The following is a 23,559-nucleotide window of genomic DNA, read 5'->3' as shown; positions in this document are numbered from 1 at the left end:
CGCAGGCCCTCAGCCCCGGGGGCATGGAGCCTAGGAGGCGCGGGTCGCGTCGACGATCCGCCCCGCCTCGACCCGGACCCGACGGGTCACGAGTGCGTCGTCGATCGGCACGTGCGAGATGAGCAGCACGGTCGTGCCCTCCTGCCGTGCCGTCGTGAGCACGTCGGCGACGAGACGCTCGGCCAGGTCGGCGTCGAGCCCGGCCGTCGGCTCGTCGAGCACGAGCACCGGGAACCCGTGCAGCAGGGCCCTGGCCAGTGAGATCCGCTGCGCCTGGCCGCCGGACACCAGGGCGCCGCGTTCACCGAGTCGGGCGTCGAGGCCGCCGCGGGCACGCACCCAGTCGGCGAGGTCGACCCGGTCGAGCACGGCCCAGAGGTCGTCGTCTGTGGCGGAGTCCCTGGCGAAGAGCAGATTCTGACGGACGGACTCGTCGAAGAGGTAGGGCGCCTGCTCGATCAGGCCGACGGTGGCCCGCACCCGGTCGGCCGGGACCGTCGACGCGTCGACGCCGCCGACCTCGTAGCGACCCCGGTGGTCGAGGAACCTCGCCAGCACGGCGGCCAGAGTGCTCTTGCCCGCCCCGCTCGGTCCCTCGACGACGACGCGCTCGCCGACCCGGAGGTCGAGGTCGACGGTGTCGAGCGCCGGCGAGGTCGACCCGGGCCAGGCCGCCGACAGGGCCGCGAGGCGGAGGGCGGTGCCGCCCGCGGGCGGCAGCGGCAGCCGGGCCGAGGCCGCATCGACCACGTCGGCCCCGCCGACCGCGTCCACCGCGCCGACACCGTCCGCCGCGGGCTCGTCGCCCCTCGGCACCTCGTCGACGACGACGCCCGCGGGGGCGACGGCCGGGACCGCCGACTCGAGGCGCTCCCCGCTGGCCCGCACCCGACGCCAGGCGAGCACGGCCGTCGGCACCGAGCCGACGACCTCGAACACGGCCAACGGCACCAGCGCGACCAGGGCGAAGGAGGGCCCCGACAGGTCGCCGCCCGCCACCGTCGGCGCCGCCACGACGATGGTCGCGAAGACGGTGGCGCCCGACAGCAGCGACATCAGCGCAGCGACCACCCCGGTCGAGGTGGCCCGACGGCGGGCGGCCCGCCGCAGGTCGTCGTCGAGCCGGGCGACCCGGTCGAGCTGACCGTCGAGGGCGTCGAAGGCCGTCAGCACGTCGAGGTTCTGCACGGTGTCGAGCACGGCGCCCGAGAGTGCGCCCCGACGGTCGGCGAGCGCGCGTTCGCTGCGACGCGCCAGGGCGTCCGCCGCGGCGCAGCCGACGACGAAGGCGACGGCGAGCCCCGCGGCGAGCACGAGCGCCGCCCGTGGCGAGAAGAAGGCCACACCGGCGACGGACACGGCCGACGCGACACCGGACACGATCAGCGGCTGGACGACGCGGAGAGGGAGGTCCTGCAGCGCGTCGACGTCGCTGACCATCCGCGAGAGCAGATCGCCCCGGTCGGTGCCGCCGAGCCCCGCCGGGGCGATTCGCACGAGTCGGCGGTAGAGCTCGGTCCGCACGACCGCGAGCTGACGGAAGGCGGCGTCGTGACTCGCCAACCGCTCGAGGTAGCGGAAGAACGCCCGCGCGAGGGCGAACGCGCGCACCCCCACCATCGACAGCGTGAGGAAGAGGATCGGCGGCTGCTCCGCGGCGTGCGTGATGAGGTGCGCCGACGCGGCGAGCAGCGCGATGGCGCTCAGGGCGCTCAGCACGCCGAAGACGATGCCGGACAGCGAGCGTCGCGCCGTCGGCTGGGCGGTGCGGAGCAGGGAGGTCGTCATGAGAGGGCGCTCCGGTCGAGGGCGGACAGGGTCACGACGGTGTCGGCCGCATCGCGGACGGCTGCCCGATGGGTCACGACCATCACGGCGACGCCCGAGCGCGCGATGTCGACCAGCCCGTCGATCATCGTGGTCTCGGTGACGGGGTCGAGCGCCGACGACGGCTCGTCGACGAGCAGCAGCCGGCCGCCGCGACGCCGCAGCCGGTAGACGGCCCGGGCCAGCGCCACCCGCTGCGCCTGCCCGCCGGAGAGTCCCGCGCCGCCCGCACCCAGCTCGACCGCGGGGTCCATGCCCTGCCCGCCGGCGGCGGCGAGCGCCGCGAGCACGGCCTCGGGGTCGATCTCGTCGCCGAGCGCGATGTTGTCGGCGACGGTGCCCGAGACGAGCCCGGGGGTCTGCCCCGACCAGGCGATCTCGTGCGGGGCGGGGGCGCGGTCGGCGTCCTGCCAGCGCGCCTCGCCCTCCGACGGCACCGCACCCCGGAGGGCGGCGAGCAGCGAGGTCTTCCCGGCGCCGCTCGGTCCGACGATCGCGATGAGGCTGCCCACGGGGGCGACGAACGACGTCGTCGGGGACGAGGGCGCGCCTCCTCGGTGCACGGAGACCTCGGAGACGACGAGGGCGTCGGTCGGACCGACGGCGGCGAGGGGGGCGGAGGCGCGGGCGGGGTCGGCGGCGCCACTGGCGGTGGTCGTCTCCCGGTCGGCGTCGTCGAGCAGCTCGACGACCTCCGTCGCGGCGGCGACGCCGTCGGAGGCGGCGTGGAAGTTCGCCCCCACCTGCCGCAGCGGCAGGTAGGCCTCGGGGGCGAGCAGCAGCACGAACAGCGCGACGGGCAGCCCGAGCGACCCGTCGACGAGCCGGATTCCGATCGACACGGCCACGAGGGCGACGGAGAGCGAGGCGGCGAGCTCGAGGGCGAAACCGCTGAGGAACGACACGCGGAGCACCGACATGGTCTGCGTCCGGTAGTCGTCGGTCAGGCGGCCGATGCGGGCGACCTGGCGTCGCTCGCGTCCGAAGACCTTGAGGGTCGACAGGCCGTTCACCGCGTCCAGGAACGACGAGGCGAGACCGGCGAGGCGATCCCACTGCCGGGCCTGGGCGGTGCGGGTGGTCCAGCCGATGAGCACCATGAACACGGGGATCAGCGGCAGGGTCAGGACGACGATGAGCGCGGAGAGCCAGTCGTTCGCACCCATCACGGCGACGATGAGCGGGGTGCTGAGCGCCGTGAGGATCAGCTGCGGCAGGTACTTGGCGAAGTAGTCGTCGAGGGCGTCGAGGCCCGGGCCGATCAGGGTGGCGAGCCGGGCCGAGTTCCGGCGTGCGAGCCACTCGTGGCCCCGGTCGGTGACGGCTCGGACGACGCGGCGGCGCAGTTGGCTCTTGACCACGGCGGCCGTCCGCGCGGCGACGGCCTCGAGCGCCCACGAGACGAGCGAGCGGGCGATCACGGCGATCGCCAGCCCGACGAGCGCCTCGGTGAGGGCGGGTGCGCCGCGGCCGTCGACGACGGCGACCACCGAGCGGGAGGCGGACCAGGCGACCGCGATGACGCACGCCGTCTGCACGACCCCGAGCACCGCCCCGATCACGAGGAACGTGCGGGCGGCGGCGGCGTAGCCGAGGAGGCGCGGGTCGAGCGGCTTCACGGTCGTCGGCTCACGAGGCGGCCGGGATCGTCGCGCGGCTGATCCTCTTGCGGAAGATCCAGTACGTGAACCCCTGGTAGCCGAGGATGAGCGGCACGAAGACGAGGGCGACCCAGCTCATCACGGTGAGGGTGTAGTCGGAGCTCGCCGCGTTCGCGATGGTGAGGCTGTTCGCGGGGTCGTTGCTGGCCGGCATGACGGCGGGGAACAGGGCGGCGAACAGGCTCGCCACGGCGAACGCGATGGTCACGGCCATCAGGGCGAACGCCCGCCCCTCGCGCCCCCGGAGGTTGGCGGCGAACGAGGCGATGAGGGTCACCGCGGCCGCCGCGGAGAGCACGGCCGACGCGATCGTGCCGTGCATCAGCGTCGTGATCACCAGGAACGACGCGGCGACGACGATCGTGACCAGCCCGGCCCGCACCGCGAGTCGCCGTGCCCGCTCGCGGATCTCGCCCTCGGTCTTCAGCGAGACGAAGACCACGCCGTGGGTGAAGAACAGGAGGAGGGTCGTGAGCCCGCCGAGCAGGGCGTAGGGGTTGAGCAGATCGAGCAGGCCGCCCGTGTAGTTGAACCCCTCGTCGAGCGGCACCCCGCGGACGACGTTGGCGAAGACGAGTCCCCAGACGAAGGCGGGCACGGCCGAGCCGACGGTGATCATCAGGTCGAAGCGGCGCTTCCACGCGGCCTCGGGGCGCTGGTGGCGGTACTCGAACGAGACGCCGCGGGCGATGAGCGCCAGCAGGATCAGCAGCAGCAGCAGGTAGAAGCCGCTGAACAGGGTGGCGTACCACTCGGGGAACGCCGCGAACATGAACGCGCCGGCCACGATGACCCAGGTCTCGTTCAGATCCCAGACGGGGCCGATCGTGTTGATCAGCACCCGACGGTCGGTGTCATCCCGGCCGAGGAACGGCAACGACATGCCCACGCCGAAGTCGAAGCCGTCGAGCACGAAGTAGCCGACGAAGAAGAACGCGAGCAGCAGGAACCAGAGGGTGGGGAGGTCCATCAGTACACCGTCGCTTCGTGGCGGATCTCGCCGGATTCGGGGTCGGGCACGGGCGCCTCGCCCGGCCCCTTCTGGGCGGCCTTGACGATCAGTCGGAACTCGACGACCGCGAGGCTGCCGTAGATGAGCGTGAACGCGATCAGCGAGATGAGCACGGTCAGACCGGTCACGTTGGGCGAGACGCCGTCCTCGGTCTTCAGCAGCCCGAAGACCAGCCAGGGCTGTCGTCCCATCTCGGTGAAGACCCAGCCGACGATCATCGCAATCAACGGGAGGGGGTACGACCAGACGGCCGCGCGCCACACCCAGCGGTTGACCGGGAGGCGGCCCTTGCGGGTCACCCAGAGGCCGACGAGGGAGATGAGGATGGCGACCATGCCGAGGCCCATCATCCAGCGGAACGACCAGTAGGTCACCCAGATGATCGGCGTGTAGTCGCCGGGGCCGTAGAGCTGCACGTACTGCGCCTGCAGGTCGTTGATGCCCTCGACCGTGCCGTCGAACGTGTGCGTCGACAGGAAGCTCAGGAGGTACGGGACCCGGATGCTGAACAGCTCGTGCACCCCGTCGGGCGTGCCGAGGGTGAAGATCGAGAACGAGGCGTCGGCACCGGTCGAGGTCTTGTAGAGCGCCTCGGCGGCCGCCATCTTCATCGGCTGGGTCTCGACCATGGCGAGGCCGAGCTGGTCACCGGTGAGGACGGTGAGGGCGCCGGCGGCGACCATCGTCCAGAGACCGAAGCGCAGCGCGGGCCGCATGGTCTCGAGGTTCTGGTTGCGCGAGAGGTGCCAGGCGGCCACCGCGACGATGACCGCGGCCGACACCATGAAGCAGGCGAAGATCGTGTGGGGGAACGCGGCGAGGGCGACCTTGTTGGTGAGGACCTCCCAGAGGCTGGTGAGCTCGGCCCGGCCCTTCTCCTCGTTGATCGCGTAACCGACGGGGTTCTGCATGAACGCGTTCGCGGCGATGATGAAGTAGGCCGACAGGATGCTGCCGACGGTGGCACCCCAGATGCTCGCCAGGTGGAGCTTCTTCGGGACCTTGTCCCAGCCGAAGATCCAGATGCCGATGAAGGTCGCCTCGAGGAAGAACGCGAGCAGACCCTCGAGGGCGAGCGGCGCCCCGAAGACGTCGCCGACGAACCTCGAGTAGTCGGACCAGTTCATGCCGAACTGGAACTCCTGCACGATTCCGGTCACGACGCCCATGGCGAAGTTGATCAGGAAGATCTTGCCGAAGAACCGGGTGAGCTGCAGATAGTGCAGCTTGCCGGTGCGCACCCATGCCGTCTGGAAGACCGCGACCGTGAAGGCCATGCCGATCGTCAGGGGCACGAAGAGGAAGTGGTAGATCGTCGTCAGACCGAACTGCCACCGCGAGAGGAGGAGCGGGTCGAGGAGGTCGTTCACAGAGACAGTATGCGTCCCCAGTTACACAACACATGTCGTTTAGTGGTTCTGGTCGCTGCCGAACGGCTGTGAATAGGATCGAGCTCGTGAACGACCTCCTCGGCAGCATCCTCGACCTCGTCCAATCGGTCGATCCGGTGCTGCGGACCCTCCTCGCCGGTCTCGCCATGGTGCTCGAGACCTCGGTGCTGCTCGGACTCGTCGTGCCGGGCGACACCGTGGCGATCGTGTCGGCCACGGCGGTCGCGACGCCGTTCGAGTTCGTCGCGCTGGTGCTGGCGCTCGTGACCGGGGCTCTGATCGGCGAGAGCGTGGGGTTCGCCCTGGGTCGGCGCTTCGGCCCCGCGATCCGCCGCAGTGCGGTCGGGCGGCGCCTCGGCGAGCGCAACTGGGTCCGGGCCGAGAACTACCTGGCGCGTCGCGGCGGGGTCGCCGTGTTCGTCTCGCGCTTCTTACCGGTGCTGCATTCGCTCATCCCGCTGACGGTCGGCATGAGCCCGATGCGCTACCGCACGTTCCTGGCCTGGACGGCCCCGGCCTGCATCCTGTGGTCGACGGCGTACGTCTCGGTCGGTGCCGCCGCCGCGGGCGGCTACCGGGAGATCGCCGACCGGCTGCACTGGGCCGGCTACCTCTTCGTCGCGGTGATCGTCGTCTTCGGCGTGGCCGTGGTCGTCGTCAAGAGGATCGTGCACGCTCGGGAGGAGCGGCACATGTCCGCTCCCGACGACGCCCCCTCGGAATGACCGCTCGTGGCGAGCGCCCGGAGTCAGCGTCCGGAGCGACCGATCAGGGTGACCGCTCGGATCAGCGGACGGCGAGGACCGGCTCGAGGTAGGCCACGACGACGCGTCGGCACTCGTCGATGAAGCGCGGGTCGCCGTCGCCGCCTGACACGAACGCCCGGGCGAGGAGGGAGTTGCCGATCTCGACGACGACCTCGACCGCCAGCTCGGTCTCGGCGTCGCGGACGACCCCGAAGCGGTCGACCAGCAGACTCGTGATGCGATCGGCGAGAGGGCTGCCCGCGGGCGCCTCGTGCGGCGCGCCGAGGTCGGGAGCGTCGCCGAACCTGATGGCGCGGAACCCGGGCTCGTCGCGGTACATCTCGGCCTTGGCGTCGATGAGCGCCTCGATGGCACGACGCCAGTCGACTATGTCGGGGTCGGCCACCCGCTCGGCGACCGTCGCCGTGAGGCGCTGGATGCAGCGGAGTGCGAGGGCGTCGACCACGGCGATGCGGTCGGGGAAGTACCGGTAGACGGTGCCGATCGAGGCGCCCGCGCGCTCGGCGACCATGGCGGTGGTCAGGCGCTCGTAACCGATCTCGTCGATGATCGACGCCGCGGCGTCGAGCAGCCCCGTGAGGCGCGCGGAGCTCCGGGCCTGGACCGGCTCGTTCCTGAGCAGTGATGATCCCCCGGGCAGTGCTTCTGTGACCTCGGTGGCGAGCAACGGTTCTCCTTCTGGCGATTCGCGACGTCGTCGCGACATGGTGCTGGACGTCGATCGAGGGCGCCGCGGGCGCGGTGCGCACCGACCTCGTGCACCGTTCCGCCCGTCGGTGGCGGCCGATGTCGGTGCGAGCCGGGAGAATGGACGCATGTGCGGACGATTCGTGATGGCTCGCGCCTCGAGCGACCTGGTGGCCCTGTTCGACGTTGATGTATCAGGAGACACTCTCCCAGATCCTTCCTGGAATATCGCTCCGACCCGCCCGGTGAATCTGCTGGTCGACGCCGCCCCCCGCGGCGCCGACGCCGGCGGCCCGCCGGTGCGTCGGCTCGCGGCGGCCCGATGGGGACTCGTCCCCGGCGGGTCGAACGGACCCGAGGGCGCCCCGGTGTTCAACGCCCGATCGGAGACGGCGGCCGAGAAGCCGATGTTCCGCGACGCGGTGGCGGCCCGTCGCGGGCTGGTGCCGGCCACCGGCTACTACGAATGGACGACCGACCCCGCGGGCGTCAAGCACCCCCATCTGGTGCGCCTCCCCGACGACGAGGTCATGCTCTTCGCCGCGCTGTACGAGTGGTGGCGCGACCCGCGGGCGGCACCGGACGCACCGTCCCGGTGGCTGCTGTCGACGACGATCCTGACCCGCGCCTCCTCGGGGCCGCTCGAGACCCTGCACGACCGGATGCCGGTCTTCGTGGGGGCCGACGTGATGGACGACTGGCTCGATCCCGAGACCGAGGGCGACGACGATCTCGTGCAGGGGGTCGCGGGGCTCGCACCCGAGATCGCGGACCGCATGTCGTTCCACGAGGTCTCGTCCGAGGTCGGCTCGGTGTCGTCCGACTCCCCCGCCCTCGTCGAACCGGTCTGACGTGACAGGATGGGCGCATGCCCGACACCCGTAGACCGGCACCGGCCGGAGTCGAGCCGCTGCTGCACCGCGCCGCCCGCATCGAGAACTCGGTCCACCGGTTCCGCGAGAAGCGCGCCCGCAAGCGGGGCCTCCTCCCGACAGTCGTCCCTTACACGGGCTACGGCTCGTCCGGCTGGGCCCGCGTGCTGTCGCGGGTGCTGCTGACCCGCAAGGGAACCCTCGAGGGGATCGACCGGGCGAACGTGCGCGGTTGGCGCAGCTTCACCAGCGTGCCTGTCGAGAAGGCCAGGGTCGACGTCGTGCTCGGCGGGCGCACGCACCACCTGACGACCGACCGCGGCGGCGTGCTCGACGTGCGGGTCGAGGTCGACCTCGAACCGGGCTGGCACGTCGCCACCGTCAGCTGCGAGGGCTCGCTGCCCGTCGACGCCCCGGTCTACGTGATCGACCCCGACGTGCGGTTCGGCGTCGTGTCGGACATCGACGACACGGTCATGGTGACATCGCTGCCCCGGCCCTTCCTGGCCGCCTGGAACACCTTCGTCCTGAACGAGCACGCCAGACGCCCCGTGCCCGGCATGTCGGTGCTCTACGAGCGACTGCAGCGCACGGCCGGCGGCTGCCCGGTGATCTACCTCTCGACCGGCGCCTGGAACGTCGCCCCCACCCTCTCGCGGTTCCTCTCGCGCAACCTCTACCCGAGCGGTCCGCTGCTGCTGACCGACTGGGGCCCGACGCACGACCGCTTCTTCCGCAGCGGACGCGAGCACAAGCACGCGTCGCTCGACCGGCTGGCGAAGGAGTTCCCGCACATGCGCTGGCTGCTGGTGGGCGACGACGGCCAGCACGACGAAGAGCTCTACGGGCGGTTCCTGCACGAGCACCCCGACTCGGTCGCCGCCGTGGCGATCCGCCAGCTGTCGCCCAGCGAGGCCGTCCTCGCGGGTGGCCGGTCGACGCGCTCCGAGCACGCCCAGGGCAGCGACACCCCCTGGGTGTCCGCCCCCGACGGCGCGGGCCTCTGGGATCAGCTCGCCGACGCCGGCGTCGTCGAGTGAGGGCGTAGCAGCCTCTCGATCCTCCCTCTCGCGGGTCGGATGTCAGCGGCCGACCGTACACTTCGTTCGAACACACATTCGAACGACGACGAGCGGGGCGAGACGACATGAAGGTCGACGAGAAGGTACCGGTCGAGACGACCGACGACGGGGCGCCGCTGCGATTCGTGTGGCGGGGCGTCGTGTACGGCGTGGTCAGCCCGCCCGAGCGGTGGATCACCCGCCGAGAGTGGTGGCGGTCGGCTGCCCGGGCGCCTCGGGGCGGGGCGGTCGATCTGCTCGAGCTGCCGGTCTGGCGGGTCGACGCCCTGCCGCTGACCGACGGCGCCCATCGGATCGACGGCACCTTCGACCTCGCCCTCGACCCCGCGCTGGGCTCATGGCTGCTGCTCGGCGTCTTCGACGACCGCGTCGAGCAGCAGCTGTTCGCCTGATCGGCCGGCACTCGGGAATGCCGACACTCGGGAATGAACGACGCACCCCGCTCGTTCCGACCTCGGCGACTCGAGCGCCGTGGCAGATCACGGAGACCGTCGTCGCCACGACCAGGAGGACGACGTGCAGGTGATCCGGTGGCTCTTCGACGCTCAGCTCGTGCTGGGCGATCAGACCATCCTCTGGCGAGAGATCGTCGGCAACGTCTTCGGTCTGCTCAGCGCCCTCGGCGGCATGCGCCGGAAGGTCTGGGCCTGGCCGATCGGCATCGTCGGCAACGCCCTGCTCTTCACGGTGTTCCTCGGCGCGGTCTTCGACACGCCGAACCCGGTCAATCTGCTCGGCCAGGCCGGGCGTCAGGTGATGTTCATCGTGGTCTCGATCTACGGGTGGCGCCGCTGGCGGCAGAGCGAGACCGGGGCCGGCGCTGCGGTCGAGCCGCGGTGGGCCGGCTGGCGCAACCGCGTCCTGCTCGTCGTGGCGCTCTTCGGCGGCACGGCCGTGCTCACCCCGATCTTCGGCGCCCTGGGCTCGTACGAGCCCGTCTGGGCCGACGCCTGGATCTTCATGGGCTCGCTACTGGCGACGTACGGCATGGCCAAGGGCTGGGTCGAGTTCTGGCTGATCTGGGTCGCCGTCGACCTCGTGGGCACACCGCTGCTGTTCAGCGCCGGCTACTACGCCTCGGCGTTCATGTACGTCTTCTACGGCGCGTTCACCCTGATGGGCTTCGTCGTCTGGGCGCGCACCCGCCGGCAGAAGCCTCAGATCGAGACACGCTGGCCCGACCCCACCCTCCAGCGGGGTCGCTGACCGGACTGCTTGGATGGCCGCATGCCCCTGCCCATCGAGAACTACGCCCTGATCGGTGATCTGCACACCGGATGCCTCGTCGGCACCGACGGCAGCATCGACTGGCTGTGCCTGCCCCGCTTCGACTCCGCCTCGACCTTCGGCGCCCTGCTCGGCGACCACGACGCCGGGCGGTGGCTGATCGCCCCGACCGACGCCGACGCCACCGCGACCCGTCGCTACATCGACGACACGTTCGTGCTCGTGACGCGGTGGCAGACCGCCACGGGCGTCGTCGAGGTCACCGATCTGATGCCCTACGGCGACCGCCGCGCCGATGTCGTGCGCCGGGTGACGGGGGTCTCGGGCACCGTGACCCTGCACGTCGATCTGGCCATCCGCTTCGGCTACGGCAGCGCCATGCCCTGGGTGCGGCAGGTGACCGACGGCGACGACACCGCACTCGTCGCGACGGCCGGCCCCGACGCCGTCGTCGTCCGAGGGCCGCGCCTGACCGCCACCGACCACACCCATGCGACCGAGTTCGACGTCGCGGCCGGCGAGGTCGTCGACCTCTCCCTCACCTGGTACCCCTCGCACCGGCAGCCACCCGCGGCGGTGGACATCGACGCGGCCATCGACGACACGGTCGGCTGGTGGCAGGCCTGGGCCGCACGGTGCACGACTCCCCCGCCCTACGAACGCGAGGTCCGCCGTTCGCTGCTGATCCTCCGAGCGCTGACGCACGAAGACACCGGGGGCATCGTCGCCGCCGCGACGACCAGCCTGCCCGAGCAGTTCGGGGGCTCGCGCAACTGGGACTACCGCTACGTCTGGCTCCGCGACGCGTCGATGACGCTGCAGGCGCTGATCCTGCACGGCTACGTCGAGGAGGCCGATCGCTGGCGCGGCTGGCTGCTGAGGGCGATCGCCGGAGACCCGGCCGACGTGCAGATCATGTACGGCCTCGCCGGCGAGCGCCACCTGCACGAGAGCGAGATCGACCACCTGCCCGGCTACGGGGGCGCCGCTCCGGTGCGGGTCGGGAACGCCGCCTACAAGCAGTACCAGGGCGACATCTTCGGCGAGGTCATGATCGCCCTGCACGAGGCCCGCCAGCTCGGCGTCGACGAGACCGAGTACTCGTGGCCGTTGCAGCGGGCCCTGATGCAGTACGTCGACGACAATCGCACCCGGCCCGACAGCGGCATCTGGGAGATCCGCGGCGAGCTGCAGCACTTCACCCACTCGCGGGTCATGATCTGGGCCGCGCTCGATCGCGCCATCGCGGGCGTCGAGCAGTTCGGCCTCGACGGCCCGGTCGACCGCTGGCGCGAGCTCCGAGACGAGGTGCGGGCCGAGGTCGAACGCGACGGCTGGAACGCCGAACGGAACTCCTACACGCAGCACTACGACACCACCGAGGTGGACGCCTCGCTGCTGCAGCTCGCCCAGGTCGGCTTCGTCGCCGCCGACGACCCCCGCATGCTCGGCACCGTCGCCGCGATCGAGCACGACCTGCTGCACGACGGACTGCTGCTGCGCTACCGCACCGAGAGCGGCGTCGATGGGCTGGCGGGCGACGAGAACCCCTTCCTGACCTGCTCGTTCTGGCTCGCCGAGCAGTACGCGGCCTCGGGGCGGGTGGACGACGCCGTCACCCTGATGGATCGCCTGGTCGGCTACTGCAACGACGTCGGCATGCTCTCGGAGGAGATCGAGGTCGCGACGGGGCGACACGTCGGCAACACGCCTCAGGCGCTGTCGCACCTGGCGCTGGTCCGTGCGGCGGACGCGATCGGGCGCGCGCAGGCGACCCGCGCCTCCTAGGCTCCCCGGGTCGGCGGAACGGACGACGGCCGCCCTGCTCGATGCGAGCGGGGCGGCCGTCGGGGTGCTGCCGTGGTTCAGGTGGGCCGGTGGATCAGGCGGGCCAGTCCGCCGGACCGGTCGAGCCGGCCGCGTACGTGTCGAGCGGCACCTGGCCGGCCTGCCACGCGTCGATCACGGGAGCGACGATGGCCCAGCAGCGCTCGGCCACGTCGCCTCGGATCGAGAGCGTCGGGTCGTCGTGGAAGATGCCGCTGAGCACCTCGCCGTAGGGGGTGAGCTCGGGCTTGCCGAGGGTCACCGACATGGTCGACTTCTCGAGGTCGAAAGGGTTGCCGGAGCCGTTGGTCGTGACGCCGAGCTCCATCGTCTCGGGGCTGATCTCGATGCGCAGCGTGTCGGGCGTCGACGAGCCGTTGAGCCCCTCGGGCAGCGCCGGCACGGGCTTGAAGGTGATGAGGACCTCTTTGCGGATCTTCGTCATGCCCTTGCCCGAACGGAGGATGAACGGCACGCCGGCCCAGCGGCGCGTCTTGACCTCGAACTCGACCTCGGCCAGGGTCTCGGTCTGACGCTCGTCGTCGACGCCGTCCTCGTCGGCGTAGGCGGGGACGTCCTTGCCGTCGATGGTGCCGGCGGAGTACTGGGCGCGACGGCTCGACGCGACGGGGTCGCCGCCCTTGACCCAGGTGGCACGCAGCACGCGCGCGATCTCGCTGCGCAGCTCGACCGAGTCGATCGACGACGGGGCGTCCATCGCGATGACCGCGAGCACCTGGAGGAGGTGGCTCTGGATCATGTCGATCAGGGCGCCGGCCTTGTCGTAGTACTGGGCGCGGCCTTCGAGACCGAGCACCTCGTCGTAGAAGATCTCGACCTTCTCGATGTTCTCGCTGTTCCAGACCGGCTCGAACAGGCGGTTCGCGAAGCGGAGGCCGATCATGTTGAGCACGGTCGCACGACCGAGGAAGTGGTCGGTGCGGTGGATGCGCTCTTCGGGGACGATCTTCAGCAGCTCGGCGTTCAGCTCGCGAGCGCTCTGCTCGTCGGAGCCGAAGGGCTTCTCGAGGGCGAGGCGGAGACCCTCGGGGAGGTCGATCTCGGCCAGCGACTGGATGACCTTCGTGCTGATCGCCGGCGGGAGGGCGAAGTACATGACGGGCGTGCCCTCGCTGGCCTCGAACAGCGCCTTCAGGTGCTCGACCGTGGTGGGGTCGCCCTGGATGTAGCGGCTCGACGCGAGGGTCTTCTTGGCGAGGTCGCTGCCGGCGTCGCCGTTGAACGCCGTCTTGACGACGTCGTCCCACTCGTCGGCGCTGCGCTCGCTGCGGCCGGTGCCGATCAGCTGCACGTCGACTCCGCGGTCGCTCTTCAGCAGGCTGGCGAGGCCGGGGAGCAGCAGACGCTCGGTGAGGTCTCCGCTGGCTCCGAGGATGATGAGGGTGGTGGTGTCTGTCACTGTGCGGCTTTCATGGATGAGGGCGGCGAACGGATCGTCGCTTGTCGATCTGGCGGCGGGTGGGGTGCTCAGGCCACGAGTGTCAACGCACAGGGCGGACGGGCATTCCCGTCGACCGCCCCGGCCGGTCAGGGCACGGGTCGCGTCTCGGCGTCGGTGCCCGGTCAACCGTACTGCTCTTGGGCGGCGGGCGTCGCACCCCGTCAGTCGGCGTCGCGTCGGACGGTGTCGCGGGGCGCCTCGTCGTCCTCCGTGGCCCTGGCCGTGCCGTCGTCGCCCGTGGTGCCGTCGGCGTCCGCGGAGTCGTCGGCATCCGCGGAGTCGTCGGCATCCGCGGAGTCGTCGGCGGTGGCGGTGTCGTCGGCGCCGGCCGTCTCGTCTCCGTCGGCTCCGTCGGATCCGGGGCGCGCCTCCTCGGTGTCGGTCCCGGCCTCCGCCGTCCCCGCGTCCGTCTCGGAGGGCCGGGGCGCGGTGCCGTCGTCGGGGTCGAGCGCGGCGACGATGCGACCGAGCGAGACGGCGATCGACACCCCGCCGCTGGTGTCGGTGGTGGGGCGGTCGCGGTGGGCGTCGATCGCCTCCCAGAGGTCGGCGATGCGACGGCGCGCCTCGACGAACACGTCGGCGTCGGAGTCATGGCGCCTGATCACCTCGGCGACCCCGTGCAGGGTGTGCGCCACGGCCGGGGCGAGCGAGTCGGGCATGCCGATCTGGCGGCCGATGCGCCTGCCGAGGACCCCGGAGACCTCGGCGATGTCCTGCAGATGGAACGAGACCCGCTCGAACGCGGCCAGTTCGGCGTACTCGTGGCCGAGATCGCGTCGACGCAGCAGCCACCGGGGATTCATCCGCCGCGACTCGTCGGCGTACTGCACCGACGAGCGCACGCTGTGGAGGGTCGCGGGCAGCTCGCCGACGCGCTCCTCCCAGTCGTCGTCCTCGAGGGGCCAGGGCGTCTCGAAGACGCCGGCGATCTCGTCGGCCCGCTCGGCGAGCGCCTGCCGGACCCGCCGGAGCCGCGTCTCGGCGCGCGAGGTGTTCAGAGGCGGCACGATCACGAAGTTGACGACGACGCCCACGACGACGCCGACGCCGAGCTGGACGATGTAGCCGATGCCGTACGACTCGGTGTCGGATCCTCCGAGCAGCAGCACGAACAGGCCCGCGGTGAGCACCCAGTCGCGACCGGCCCCGAGCCAGCGGATGCCGGCGAGCACGACGCCGATGCCGACCAGCACGCCGACCGCGAGGACTCCGGGCGGCCCGTCCTGCAGGGCGAAGACCGCCGTGGCGAGGGCGATGCCGACGACGACGCCCAGCAGCACCTGGATGCCCTGTCGCAAGGAGGCCCGCAGCGTCGGATACATGGCGATGACCGCGCCGAGCGGCGCGTAGTAGGGGTAGTCGGCCGCCGTGCCGGGGATCTGCGGGGCGATCCAGTAGGCGAGCCCCGCGGCGAACGCCGTCTTCACAGCCAGCAGGAGGCGCGGCTGGGCGAGCAGCACGCGGGTCCAGTGCCCGACGGCGCGGGCGTCCCGGTCGAGGGTCGAGCGGCGGTCGGTCATGGCTCGATGATGCCAGCCGGCGGGCGTCGCCGCCGGGTCGTCGACCACGTACACTGATCGAACATCTGTTCGAACCGACCCGGCCGGGGGGTCTGAGCACGAGGCACAGTCATGCGTTTCACCCATCTCCGCGTCGCGTCGTCTTTCAGCGCGCACTACGGCACCGCCCACCCGAAGACCCTCGTCGAGACCGTGGCCGGGCGACGGGCCGACGCCGCGGCGATCACCGACCGCGACGGGCTCTACGGGGCGATCCGGCACATCGGCGCGTGTCGCGCCGCGGGCGTCGACCCGATCGTGGGGGTGGAGCTGGGGTGCCGCGACGATCGGGCCGGTGCCGGCGCTGGTGCCGGCGGAGGCGCTGGTGCTGCGGGCGCGGGTGCTCCGGTCGATCGGATCGTCGTGCTGGCGCACGGGTCGATCGACGGCGGCGCTCCGGGTGCGGGGTGGGCGGCGCTCTGCCGGTTGATCAGCGCCGCGCACGGCCGGGCGACGCGGAAGGCGAGCGGCAGCGCGAACAGCGTGGCGACCATCGGCCGGTCACGGGTGCGGGCGTTCGTCCAGGGCGAGTCGGGGCCCGCCGCGACCGTGCTGCTCGGCCCGGACTCCGACGTGGGTCGACTGGTGCAGGCGGGTCGGCACACCGAGGCGGCGGCGTCGCTGGCCGACTGGGCGGCCGAGCTGCCGGGCGGCGTGGTGGTCGAGGTCGTCTGCCATCTGACCGAGCCGGGCGAGAGCCGCAGCATCCGGCACGCGGCCCGCATGCTCGAGCTGGCCGACCACGTCGGGGTGCCGGCCGTGCTGACCAACGCCGTCCGCTACCTCGACCCCGACGAGGCGGTCACCGCCGACGTCCTCGACTCGGCGGGGCATCTCGCCGCCCTGGGCAGCTTCCGCCCGCAGCCGAACGCGCAGGCGTTCCTGAAGTCGGCCGATGCGATGCGCGCCGTCGCGCGGATGGTGACCGACGCCTCCTCGCTGCCTCGCAGCTCCGCCGACGAGATGCTGTCCGCGACCGAGCGGCTGGCCGACCGGTGCCGACTCGACCCCGCCGCCGATCTGGGCTGGGGTCGGCCGAAGGTCCCCGAGCCGAGTGCGATCGGAGTCGACGGCGATCCCGACCAGGTGCTGTTCCGCCGGGCGGAGGCGGGGATCACCGAGCGGTTCGGCGACGCCGGTCGCGCTCTGCGCGAGAAGGTCGACGAGCGCATGCGCTACGAGCTCGGCATCATCACGGGGTTCGGCTTCGCCGGGTACTTCCTGACCGTGGCCGACGTGTCGAAGCTGATGCGCGACATGAGGGTGCGGAACGCCGCACGCGGGTCAGGGGCGGGCAGCCTCGTCACCTATCTGCTGCGGATCTCGAACGTCGATCCGATCGAGCACGATCTGCTGTTCGAGAGGTTCCTCGGCAACAAGCGGGAGACGCTCCCCGACATCGACATCGACGTCGAGTCGGCGAGGCGGCACGAGGTCTACCGGGCGATCTTCGACCGGTACGGCAGCAACCGGGTGACCCTCATGTCGATGCAGTCGACCTACCGGGGGCGAGGCGCCGTCCGCGACGCCGGTCTGGCGCTAGGTCTCGACGACGAGCAGATCGACCTCGTCGCCAAGAACGTCTGGCGCTCGAACGCCCGCGACCTGCGGACGGCCCTGGCCGAGAAGCCCGAGCTGCGCGAGATCGCCGAGCTGGCCCGCAGCGACGGGCAGATCGACCTGCTGGTCGATCTCAGCGAGCGACTCGACCGGCTGCCGCGGCACATCTCGATGCATCCGTGCGGGGTGATCCTCGGCGACTCCGGTCTGCTCAGCATGACGCCGGTCCAGCCGAGCGGCATCGGTCTGCCGATGAGCCAGTTCGACAAGCACGACATGAACGACGCCGGTCTGCTGAAGCTCGACGTGCTGGGGGTGCGCATGCAGAGCACGCTGGCGTACGCGCTCGACGAGATCGAGCGCGTGAACGGCTCGAGGGCCGCGGTGGCCGGTGCGCTGCCGGTGGACGCACGGTACGTGAACAGGGAGGGGCGGATCGAGCTCGACGAGATCCCGCACGACGACGAGCCGACGTTCGCGGCGATCAGGACGACGCACACGCTCGGCATGTTCCAGATCGAGAGCCCGGGGCAGCGCGAGCTGATCGGCAAGATGCAGCCCGACCGCTACTCCGACCTCATCGCCGACATCTCCCTGTTCCGCCCCGGGCCGATGAAGGGCAACATGATCGTGCCGTTCCTCGACACGAAGCACGGGTTCCAGCATCCCGACTACATCCACCCGAGCTTCGCGGGGTTCCTCGACGACAGCTACGGAGTCGTGATCTACCACGAGCACGTCCTGCGGATCCTCGAGGCGACGATGCAGGTGAGCCTCGCCGAGGCCGACGAGATCCGACGTCACATGGGCAAGGGCGACGACGACGCCCTCGAGGCGACGTTCCGCGCCCGCACCCGGGCCAACGTCGACCCCGAGACCGGGCTGCGCCGCTACGACGACGCCGACGTCGACCGCATCTGGGCCGTGCTGAAGGGCTTCGGATCGTTCGGCTTCTGCAAGGCGCACGGTGCCGCCTTCGCCCTGCCCACGTACCAGAGCGCATGGCTGAAGACGCACTACCCGGCCGAGTTCCTCGCCGGCATCCTGACCCACGATCCCGGCATGTACCCGAAGCGGCTGCTCCTGACCGAGGCGCGGCGGATGGGCATCCCGGTGCTGCCGCTCGACGTCAACGCCTCGACAGACGTCTACCGCGTCGAACGGCTGCGCGCACCCGCCACCCCGATCGCGCCGACCCGCACCGGCGACCTCGGCATCCGGCTGTCGCTCGTCGACGTGCACGGCATCAGCGACGCCGAGCTCGCCCGGGTCGTCGTGGGTCGCCCCTACGACTCGATCACCGACTTCTGGCAGCGGGCGACACCGTCGCGGTCGTTGTTCGAGCGACTCGCCCAGGTCGGGGCGCTCGACTCGCTCGCCGGCCCCGGGCGGACGAGGGGCGATGTCCTGGCCAGGGTGCGCGCGCTGACCGGCAGGTCGTCACGGCCCCGGGCGGCCGACGTCGAGAACCAGCTCGACTTCGTCGTCGACGACTCCGACACCGTGCCCACCGGCACCCCCGACGTCGGAGTCCGCGACCGGGTGAGCGACGAGCTCGACATCCTGTCGATGGAGGTCAGCGAGCACGTCATCGAGAGCTACCGTCCGATGCTCGACGACCTCGGCGTCGTCCGGGCCGCCGACCTGCGCGACCACTGGAACGGCACGACCGTCCTCGTGGCCGGCATCCGCATCGCCACCCAGACCCCGCCGATGCGCAGCGGTCGGCGCGTCGTGTTCATCAGCCTCGACGACGGCAGCGGCGTCTCCGACTCGACGTTCTTCGACGAGGCGCAGCAGCGCGCCGGCTCCCTCCTGTTCGGCACGCAGCTCATGCTGATCCAGGGCCGCACCCGTCGCACCGGCGAGCGGGGGATCTCGCTCGAGGCCGACGACGCCTGGGATCTCAAGACGATGTGGCGGGAGTGGAGCGCGACCCGCGCCTCCTCGGCCGCCGGTCTCGACGCCGTCGACGTCGGCGCCTGACCCGCGCGTCGGCAACTCCTCCTCCCTGCCGCCCGGCCGCACCGGACGTCGGCGTGTCGCGGCCCGGCGTGACACCGGACAGGAGTTGCCGACCGGGCGTGCGTAGGGTGGCGGCATGAGCGAGCAGCACGCGAAGGGCACCTACGTCGAGCCCGGCCAGGAGTACACCCGCGACACCAACTACATCGAGGACCGCATCACGCGCGACGCCGCCGACGGCTGGCCCGTCGAGTCGGGCCGTTACCGCCTCGTCGCGGCGCGGGCCTGCCCCTGGGCGAACCGCAGCGTCATCTCACGCCGACTGCTCGGCCTCGAAGACGCGATCTCGCTGGGACTGCCCGGCCCGACGCACGACGCCCGCAGCTGGACCTTCGATCTGGACCCCGACGGGCGCGACCCCGTCCTCGGCATCGAGCGCCTCCAAGAGGCCTTCTTCGCCCGCACGCCCGACTACCCGCGCGGCATCACGGTGCCGGCGATCGTCGACGTGCCGAGCGGCAAGGTCGTCACGAACGACTTCCCGCAGATCACCCTCGACTTCGCCACCGAGTGGACGGACCTCCACCGCGACGGCGCACCCGACCTCTACCCCGAGCACCTGCGCGCCGAGATCGACGAGGTGAACGCCGTGGTCTTCCGCGACGTGAACAACGGCGTCTACCGTGCCGGTTTCGCCGGGTCGCAGAAGAGCTACGAGCGCGCCTACCGCACCCTCTTCGAGCGACTCGACTGGCTGTCCGAGCGACTGACCGATCAGCGGTTCCTGGTCGGCGACACGATCACCGAGGCCGACATCCGCCTCTTCACGACCCTGGCCCGCTTCGACGCGGTCTACCACGGCCACTTCAAGTGCAATCGGAACAAGCTCACCGAGATGCCCGTGCTCTGGGCCTACGCCCGCGATCTGTTCCAGACCCCCGGGTTCGGCGACACGATCGACTTCGACCAGATCAAGAAGCACTACTACATCGTGCACAGCGACATCAATCCGACCGGCATCGTCCCCGCCGGGCCCGACCCGTCGGGCTGGCTGACCGCGCACGGTCGCGAGGAGCTCGGCGGACGGCCCTTCGGCGACGGCACTCCCCCGGCGGCGCCCCGTGCCGGCGAAGAGGTGCCCCCGCTCGTCGTCTCGTGATCGGGCCCGTCGCCCGCCTCGAGGGCATCCGCGACGATGCCCTCTCGCTCGCCGAGCGCCTCCGCAGCGACATGGAGGCGGTGGCCGAGGCCCGCGAGTCCGCGAACGTTGACGACGAGCACGACCCAGAGGGCTCGACGATCGCCTACGAGAGGTCGCAGCTCGACGCCATCCGCCGGTCGGCGCTCGACCGGGCGGACGACGCGCGCTCCGCTCTCGAGCGCCTCGCCGCGGGGACCTTCGGCCGCTGCGAGCGCTGCTCGGCGCGCATCGGGGAGGCCCGGCTCGACGCCCGGCCGACCGCTCGACTCTGCATCGACTGCGCGCGCTGACCCGCGCCTCCTGCCGAGCCGAGGAGGCGCGGGTCGGCTGCCGCCCGCCCCTCCCGGAGTCGTCTCCCTAAGCTGGTCCGTGCCCGGGCCCTCGCCCGAGCACGGATTCGGTCGAAGGAGACGGAATGAGAATCGACAGCGCCGATGTGATCGTCACGAGCCCCGATCGCAACTTCGTGACACTGAAGCTGACGACCGACGAGGGGATCACCGGACTCGGCGACGCCACGCTGAACGGCCGGGAGCTCGCCGTCGTCGCGTATCTCACCGAGCACGTCGTCCCCCTCCTCGTCGGACGGGACCCCGCCCGCATCGAGGACACCTGGCAGTTCCTGTACCGCAGCGCGTACTGGCGCCGGGGGCCGGTGACGATGGCGGCGATCGCCGCCGTCGACGTCGCCCTCTGGGACATTAAGGCGAAGACCGCCGGCATGCCGCTCTACCAGCTGCTCGGCGGCGCCTCCCGGACAGGGCTGCTGACCTACGGGCACGCCTCCGGCAAGGACCTCGAGGAGCTCTTCGACAGCATCCGGGATCACCAGGAGCAGGGGTACAAGGCGATCCGGGTGCAGACCGGAGTGCCCGGGCTGAAGTCGATCTACGGCATCGCGTCCAACGCGACCTTCGACGCCAACACCGGCGTCCGCTACGACCACGAGCCCGCTCAACGGGGTGCGCTGCCGAACGAGGAGGACTGGGACACCCGCTCGTATCTGCGTCACGTCCCCACCGTCTTCGAGGCGGTCCGCAACGAGTTCGGCCCCGAGATCCCCCTCCTGCACGATGGGCACCACCGCATGACGCCGATCCAGGCGGCCTCCCTCGGAAAGAGCCTCGAGCCGTACGACCTCTTCTGGCTCGAGGACGTCACCCCGGCCGAGAACCCCGAGGCCCTCCGCCTCGTCCGCCAGCACACGACGACGCCTCTGGCGATCGGCGAGATCTTCAACACCGTGTGGGACTACCAGCAGATCGTCCGCGAGCAGCTGATCGACTACGTGCGGAGCGCCGTGACCCACACCGGCGGCATCACGCATCTCAAACGGGTTCTCGAATATGCGGCGCAATACCAGATCAAGTCGGGCATGCACGGCCCGACGGACATCTCGCCCGTCGGGATGGCCGCCGCGATGCACCTCGGTCTCTCGATCCACAATTTCGGGATCCAGGAGTACATGAAGCACGGTGCACGCACCGATCTGGTCTTCGACCAGGGATTCACCTTCGTCGACGGCATGCTGCACCCGGGTGATCGACCCGGCATCGGAGTCGAGCTCGACGTCGACGAGGCCGGCCGGTATCCGTACGAGAAGGCCTATCTGCCGTACAACCGGCTGGCCGATGGCACGGTGCACGACTGGTGAACCGGAGAGATCGCACCCTCTCGGAAGGACATATGCGGATATCCCATCGCCCCTGATAAAGCGAACGGCTCGTCGAATACGTCATTGTTCAGTGGATTCGTGAGAAAAGCTCCAGGTGCGATTAGCGCGGAAATAAGCCATAGTGAATCCGATAAGTCGCCTCTGTGATTTGTCTAATCGCCGAACAAAGGATTCCCGTGGCCCAGAAGACCTTTATCCAACTCGTCGACGATCTCGACGGCTCGCCCATCGCCGATGGCGAGGGCCGCACTCTGACCTTCTCCCTCGACGGCGCCACGTACGAGATCGATCTGCACGACTCGCATGTCGACGAGCTCACCTCCGCGCTCTCGCCGTTCGTCTCCGCCGGCCGCCGGACGGGGCGGAAGCAGACCCCGAGCCGGGGCCCCGCCGGCAAGTCGAACCCGGCGGAGCTGCAGGCGATCCGCGAGTGGGCGCGCGCGAACGGCCACGAGGTGTCCGATCGCGGCCGCGTCTCGGGTTCGGTCCGCGAGGCCTACGACGCCGCTCACTGATCCACCGGGGGCGCCGGCGGGCGGGGGGCGGCCACCGGCCGCCGGCGCTCCCGTCTACGGGGTGGTCGGGCGGGGCAGAGCGTAGACGCCGTGACCCACGCGTTCGACTCGACCCTGCCTGGTCAGCACGCTGAGCGTGGAGAGCACGCTGCTCCGCCGGTAGTCGGGCAGCGCCGCCGCGATCTCCGTCGTGCGGAGCTCGCCCGCCCGCAGCATCTCGGGGATGCGGTCGGCCAGCGAGTCGCCCGCACCGGCCCCCTCGGGACCGGGCGAGTCCGAACCGGTCTCGTGCGCCTCCTGCAGGTACTCCGCCCTGGCGAGGTCGACGCCCTCGGCCGACACGCGACTCGACGCCCCGTCGGAGCCGGACGCCTGCGCGTAGGGCGCCAGCGTCAGCGAGCGCCCCACCCGGGCGTACACGGCGGACGGGCTGGTGCCCTGATGCTCGGCGATCTCGGGATACGAGGCGCCGCCCAGCAGCAGCACGGCCTCGCCCTCGAGCCCCAGCCACTGGCCCAGGCTCGCGATCTCCCAGCCGGCCGTGGTGACGGCGGAGCCCCACACCTCGATGTCGTCGGCGTGCTCGGTCGTGATGCGTCGCAGGTCCTCCAGCAGGTCGACGAGGCGCTCTCGGGCGTCGTCGACGATCTCGGCGGTGAACTGAGGCGGCCGGCGAAGTTTGATCGGTCGTGACATTTGTGAAAGACTATCCAAGTTGCCCTCGTGGCACCACGACGTCGCTCGGCAGTCCGGGCGTCACACCCCCTCACTTTGGAGTTCCCATGGCTTTCGCAATCGTGCGCGCCGGTGGCCGTCAGGAGAAGGTCGAGGTCGGAACGATTCTGACCGTCGACCGCCTCAAGGCCTCCACCGCAGACACCGTCTCGTTCGTCCCCGTCCTGCACGTCGACGGCGACACGATCCTCTCGGGCGATGACCTGGGCAAGGTGACTGTCGAGGGCGAGGTCCTGAACGACCTCCGCGGCCCGAAGATCGTCATCCAGAACTACAAGAACAAGACCGGGTACAAGCGTCGCATGGGCTTCCGTGCCGACCTCACCCGCGTCAAGATCACCTCGATCAAGTAAGGGGCCCCGCAGATGGCACACAAGAAGGGCGCATCGTCCACCCGTAACGGACGCGACTCGAACGCTCAGCGCCTCGGCGTGAAGCGCTTCGGCGGCCAGGTCGTCCTCGCCGGCGAGATCATCGTCCGCCAGCGCGGCACCCACTTCCACCCCGGCGCCAACGTCGGCCGCGGCGGTG

21 protein-coding genes are annotated in these 23,559 nt (G+C 71.0%); 13 read left to right on the top strand and 8 right to left on the bottom strand.

Annotation, left to right across the window (positions count from 1 at the left end):
- Positions 1-30: 30 nt before the first annotated feature.
- The 4 genes from cydC to SOM13_RS13540 are packed head-to-tail and all read right to left on the bottom strand — an operon-like array spanning position 31 to position 5,870.
- Positions 31-1,788 (bottom strand): thiol reductant ABC exporter subunit CydC, encoded by a 1,758-nt coding sequence (cydC, locus tag SOM13_RS13555; protein ID WP_320480016.1) that lies wholly within the window; start codon positions 1,786-1,788, stop codon positions 31-33.
- Positions 1,785-3,446 (bottom strand): thiol reductant ABC exporter subunit CydD, encoded by a 1,662-nt coding sequence (gene cydD, locus SOM13_RS13550; RefSeq protein WP_320480015.1) that lies wholly within the window; start codon positions 3,444-3,446, stop codon positions 1,785-1,787. Before cydD ends, cydC begins: the two co-directional genes overlap by 4 nt.
- Positions 3,447-3,456: 10 nt before the next feature.
- Positions 3,457-4,458, bottom strand: coding sequence for a cytochrome d ubiquinol oxidase subunit II (cydB, locus tag SOM13_RS13545; protein WP_320480014.1), 1,002 nt, complete (start codon positions 4,456-4,458; stop codon positions 3,457-3,459).
- Complete coding sequence (locus tag SOM13_RS13540; protein WP_320480013.1) at positions 4,458-5,870, bottom strand: cytochrome ubiquinol oxidase subunit I; 1,413 nt, start codon at positions 5,868-5,870, stop codon at positions 4,458-4,460. Before SOM13_RS13540 ends, cydB begins: the two co-directional genes overlap by 1 nt.
- Positions 5,871-5,956: 86 nt before the next feature.
- On the opposite strand from SOM13_RS13540, the gene SOM13_RS13535 reads away from it, so the two are divergent.
- A complete protein-coding gene (locus SOM13_RS13535; protein WP_320480012.1) occupies positions 5,957-6,616 on the top strand; it encodes a DedA family protein in 660 nt (219 codons plus the stop codon).
- A 61-nt stretch (positions 6,617-6,677) separates the two neighbouring features.
- Here the strand turns inward: SOM13_RS13535 and SOM13_RS13530 are convergent, their stop codons facing one another.
- Positions 6,678-7,325, bottom strand: coding sequence for a TetR/AcrR family transcriptional regulator (locus SOM13_RS13530; protein ID WP_192057993.1), 648 nt, complete (start codon positions 7,323-7,325; stop codon positions 6,678-6,680).
- 148 nt (positions 7,326-7,473) lie between these two features.
- Between SOM13_RS13530 and SOM13_RS13525 the strand changes: the two genes are divergently transcribed.
- The 5 genes from SOM13_RS13525 to SOM13_RS13505 all read left to right on the top strand — a co-directional run bounded on the left by SOM13_RS13525 (position 7,474) and on the right by SOM13_RS13505 (position 12,314).
- Positions 7,474-8,196 carry an SOS response-associated peptidase gene (locus tag SOM13_RS13525; protein ID WP_320477981.1) on the top strand — a complete coding sequence of 241 codons (723 nt, stop codon included), beginning with the start codon at positions 7,474-7,476 and terminating at the stop codon, positions 8,194-8,196.
- 17 nt (positions 8,197-8,213) lie between these two features.
- Complete coding sequence (locus SOM13_RS13520) at positions 8,214-9,257, top strand: App1 family protein (protein WP_192057997.1); 1,044 nt, start codon at positions 8,214-8,216, stop codon at positions 9,255-9,257.
- A 107-nt stretch (positions 9,258-9,364) separates the two neighbouring features.
- Positions 9,365-9,691 (top strand): DUF6504 family protein, encoded by a 327-nt coding sequence (locus tag SOM13_RS13515; RefSeq protein WP_192057999.1) that lies wholly within the window; start codon positions 9,365-9,367, stop codon positions 9,689-9,691.
- A 124-nt stretch (positions 9,692-9,815) separates the two neighbouring features.
- On the top strand, positions 9,816-10,505 hold the full coding sequence (gene pnuC, locus SOM13_RS13510) for a nicotinamide riboside transporter PnuC (protein WP_243215599.1): 690 nt from the start codon (positions 9,816-9,818) through the stop codon (positions 10,503-10,505).
- 21 nt (positions 10,506-10,526) lie between these two features.
- Positions 10,527-12,314 (top strand): glycoside hydrolase family 15 protein, encoded by a 1,788-nt coding sequence (locus SOM13_RS13505; protein WP_320480011.1) that lies wholly within the window; start codon positions 10,527-10,529, stop codon positions 12,312-12,314.
- 94 nt (positions 12,315-12,408) lie between these two features.
- Here SOM13_RS13505 and SOM13_RS13500 read toward each other — a convergent pair whose 3' ends face one another.
- A complete protein-coding gene (locus tag SOM13_RS13500) occupies positions 12,409-13,773 on the bottom strand; it encodes a glucose-6-phosphate dehydrogenase (protein ID WP_192058003.1) in 1,365 nt (454 codons plus the stop codon).
- Between the two features lie 203 nt (positions 13,774-13,976).
- Positions 13,977-15,338, bottom strand: a complete 1,362-nt coding sequence (locus SOM13_RS13495; RefSeq protein ID WP_320480010.1) for an FUSC family protein — start codon at positions 15,336-15,338, stop codon at positions 13,977-13,979.
- Positions 15,339-15,449: 111 nt separating this feature from the next.
- Here SOM13_RS13495 and SOM13_RS13490 point away from each other — a divergent pair, with 111 nt between their 5' ends.
- From SOM13_RS13490 to SOM13_RS13470, 5 genes are all read left to right on the top strand, one after another.
- A complete protein-coding gene (locus SOM13_RS13490) occupies positions 15,450-18,923 on the top strand; it encodes a DNA polymerase III subunit alpha (protein WP_320480009.1) in 3,474 nt (1,157 codons plus the stop codon).
- Positions 18,924-19,038: 115 nt separating this feature from the next.
- Complete coding sequence (locus SOM13_RS13485; RefSeq protein ID WP_320480008.1) at positions 19,039-20,061, top strand: glutathione S-transferase family protein; 1,023 nt, start codon at positions 19,039-19,041, stop codon at positions 20,059-20,061.
- A complete protein-coding gene (locus SOM13_RS13480) occupies positions 20,058-20,393 on the top strand; it encodes a TraR/DksA family transcriptional regulator (RefSeq protein WP_320480007.1) in 336 nt (111 codons plus the stop codon). Before SOM13_RS13485 ends, SOM13_RS13480 begins: the two co-directional genes overlap by 4 nt.
- A 125-nt stretch (positions 20,394-20,518) precedes the next feature.
- The gene (gene manD, locus SOM13_RS13475; RefSeq protein WP_192058012.1) at positions 20,519-21,757 is read left to right on the top strand and encodes a D-mannonate dehydratase ManD; all 1,239 of its coding nucleotides are present in this window, start codon (positions 20,519-20,521) and stop codon (positions 21,755-21,757) included.
- Positions 21,758-21,954: 197 nt separating this feature from the next.
- A complete protein-coding gene (locus SOM13_RS13470) occupies positions 21,955-22,293 on the top strand; it encodes a histone-like nucleoid-structuring protein Lsr2 (RefSeq protein WP_192058014.1) in 339 nt (112 codons plus the stop codon).
- A 54-nt stretch (positions 22,294-22,347) separates the two neighbouring features.
- Here the strand turns inward: SOM13_RS13470 and SOM13_RS13465 are convergent, their stop codons facing one another.
- Complete coding sequence (locus tag SOM13_RS13465; protein WP_320480006.1) at positions 22,348-22,989, bottom strand: hypothetical protein; 642 nt, start codon at positions 22,987-22,989, stop codon at positions 22,348-22,350.
- Positions 22,990-23,075: 86 nt separating this feature from the next.
- Between SOM13_RS13465 and rplU the strand changes: the two genes are divergently transcribed.
- Together rplU and rpmA are read left to right on the top strand one after the other, a co-directional pair.
- Positions 23,076-23,381 carry a 50S ribosomal protein L21 gene (rplU, locus tag SOM13_RS13460; protein WP_320480005.1) on the top strand — a complete coding sequence of 102 codons (306 nt, stop codon included), beginning with the start codon at positions 23,076-23,078 and terminating at the stop codon, positions 23,379-23,381.
- 12 nt (positions 23,382-23,393) lie between these two features.
- On the top strand, positions 23,394-23,559 hold a 166-nt coding region (rpmA, locus tag SOM13_RS13455; protein WP_320480035.1), incomplete at its 3' end, for a 50S ribosomal protein L27.

The sequence above is a fragment of the Frigoribacterium sp. CFBP9030 genome (genome assembly GCF_034045195.1).
Classification (GTDB): Bacteria; Actinomycetota; Actinomycetes; order Actinomycetales; family Microbacteriaceae; genus Frigoribacterium.
This window is presented reverse-complemented; position numbering and strand designations above follow the sequence as displayed.

Coding starts and splice junctions, on each gene's coding strand:
- manD (WP_192058012.1), top strand. CDS start 20,519: ATGAGAATCGACAGCGCCGATGTGATCGTCACGAGCCCCGATCGCAAC.
- cydC (WP_320480016.1), bottom strand. CDS start 1,788: ATGACGACCTCCCTGCTCCGCACCGCCCAGCCGACGGCGCGACGCTCG.
- SOM13_RS13505 (WP_320480011.1), top strand. CDS start 10,527: ATGCCCCTGCCCATCGAGAACTACGCCCTGATCGGTGATCTGCACACC.
- SOM13_RS13485 (WP_320480008.1), top strand. CDS start 19,039: ATGAGCGAGCAGCACGCGAAGGGCACCTACGTCGAGCCCGGCCAGGAG.
- SOM13_RS13495 (WP_320480010.1), bottom strand. CDS start 15,338: ATGACCGACCGCCGCTCGACCCTCGACCGGGACGCCCGCGCCGTCGGG.
- SOM13_RS13520 (WP_192057997.1), top strand. CDS start 8,214: ATGCCCGACACCCGTAGACCGGCACCGGCCGGAGTCGAGCCGCTGCTG.
- rplU (WP_320480005.1), top strand. CDS start 23,076: ATGGCTTTCGCAATCGTGCGCGCCGGTGGCCGTCAGGAGAAGGTCGAG.
- SOM13_RS13525 (WP_320477981.1), top strand. CDS start 7,474: ATGTGCGGACGATTCGTGATGGCTCGCGCCTCGAGCGACCTGGTGGCC.
- SOM13_RS13490 (WP_320480009.1), top strand. CDS start 15,450: ATGCGTTTCACCCATCTCCGCGTCGCGTCGTCTTTCAGCGCGCACTAC.
- SOM13_RS13515 (WP_192057999.1), top strand. CDS start 9,365: ATGAAGGTCGACGAGAAGGTACCGGTCGAGACGACCGACGACGGGGCG.
- cydB (WP_320480014.1), bottom strand. CDS start 4,458: ATGGACCTCCCCACCCTCTGGTTCCTGCTGCTCGCGTTCTTCTTCGTC.
- SOM13_RS13465 (WP_320480006.1), bottom strand. CDS start 22,989: ATGTCACGACCGATCAAACTTCGCCGGCCGCCTCAGTTCACCGCCGAG.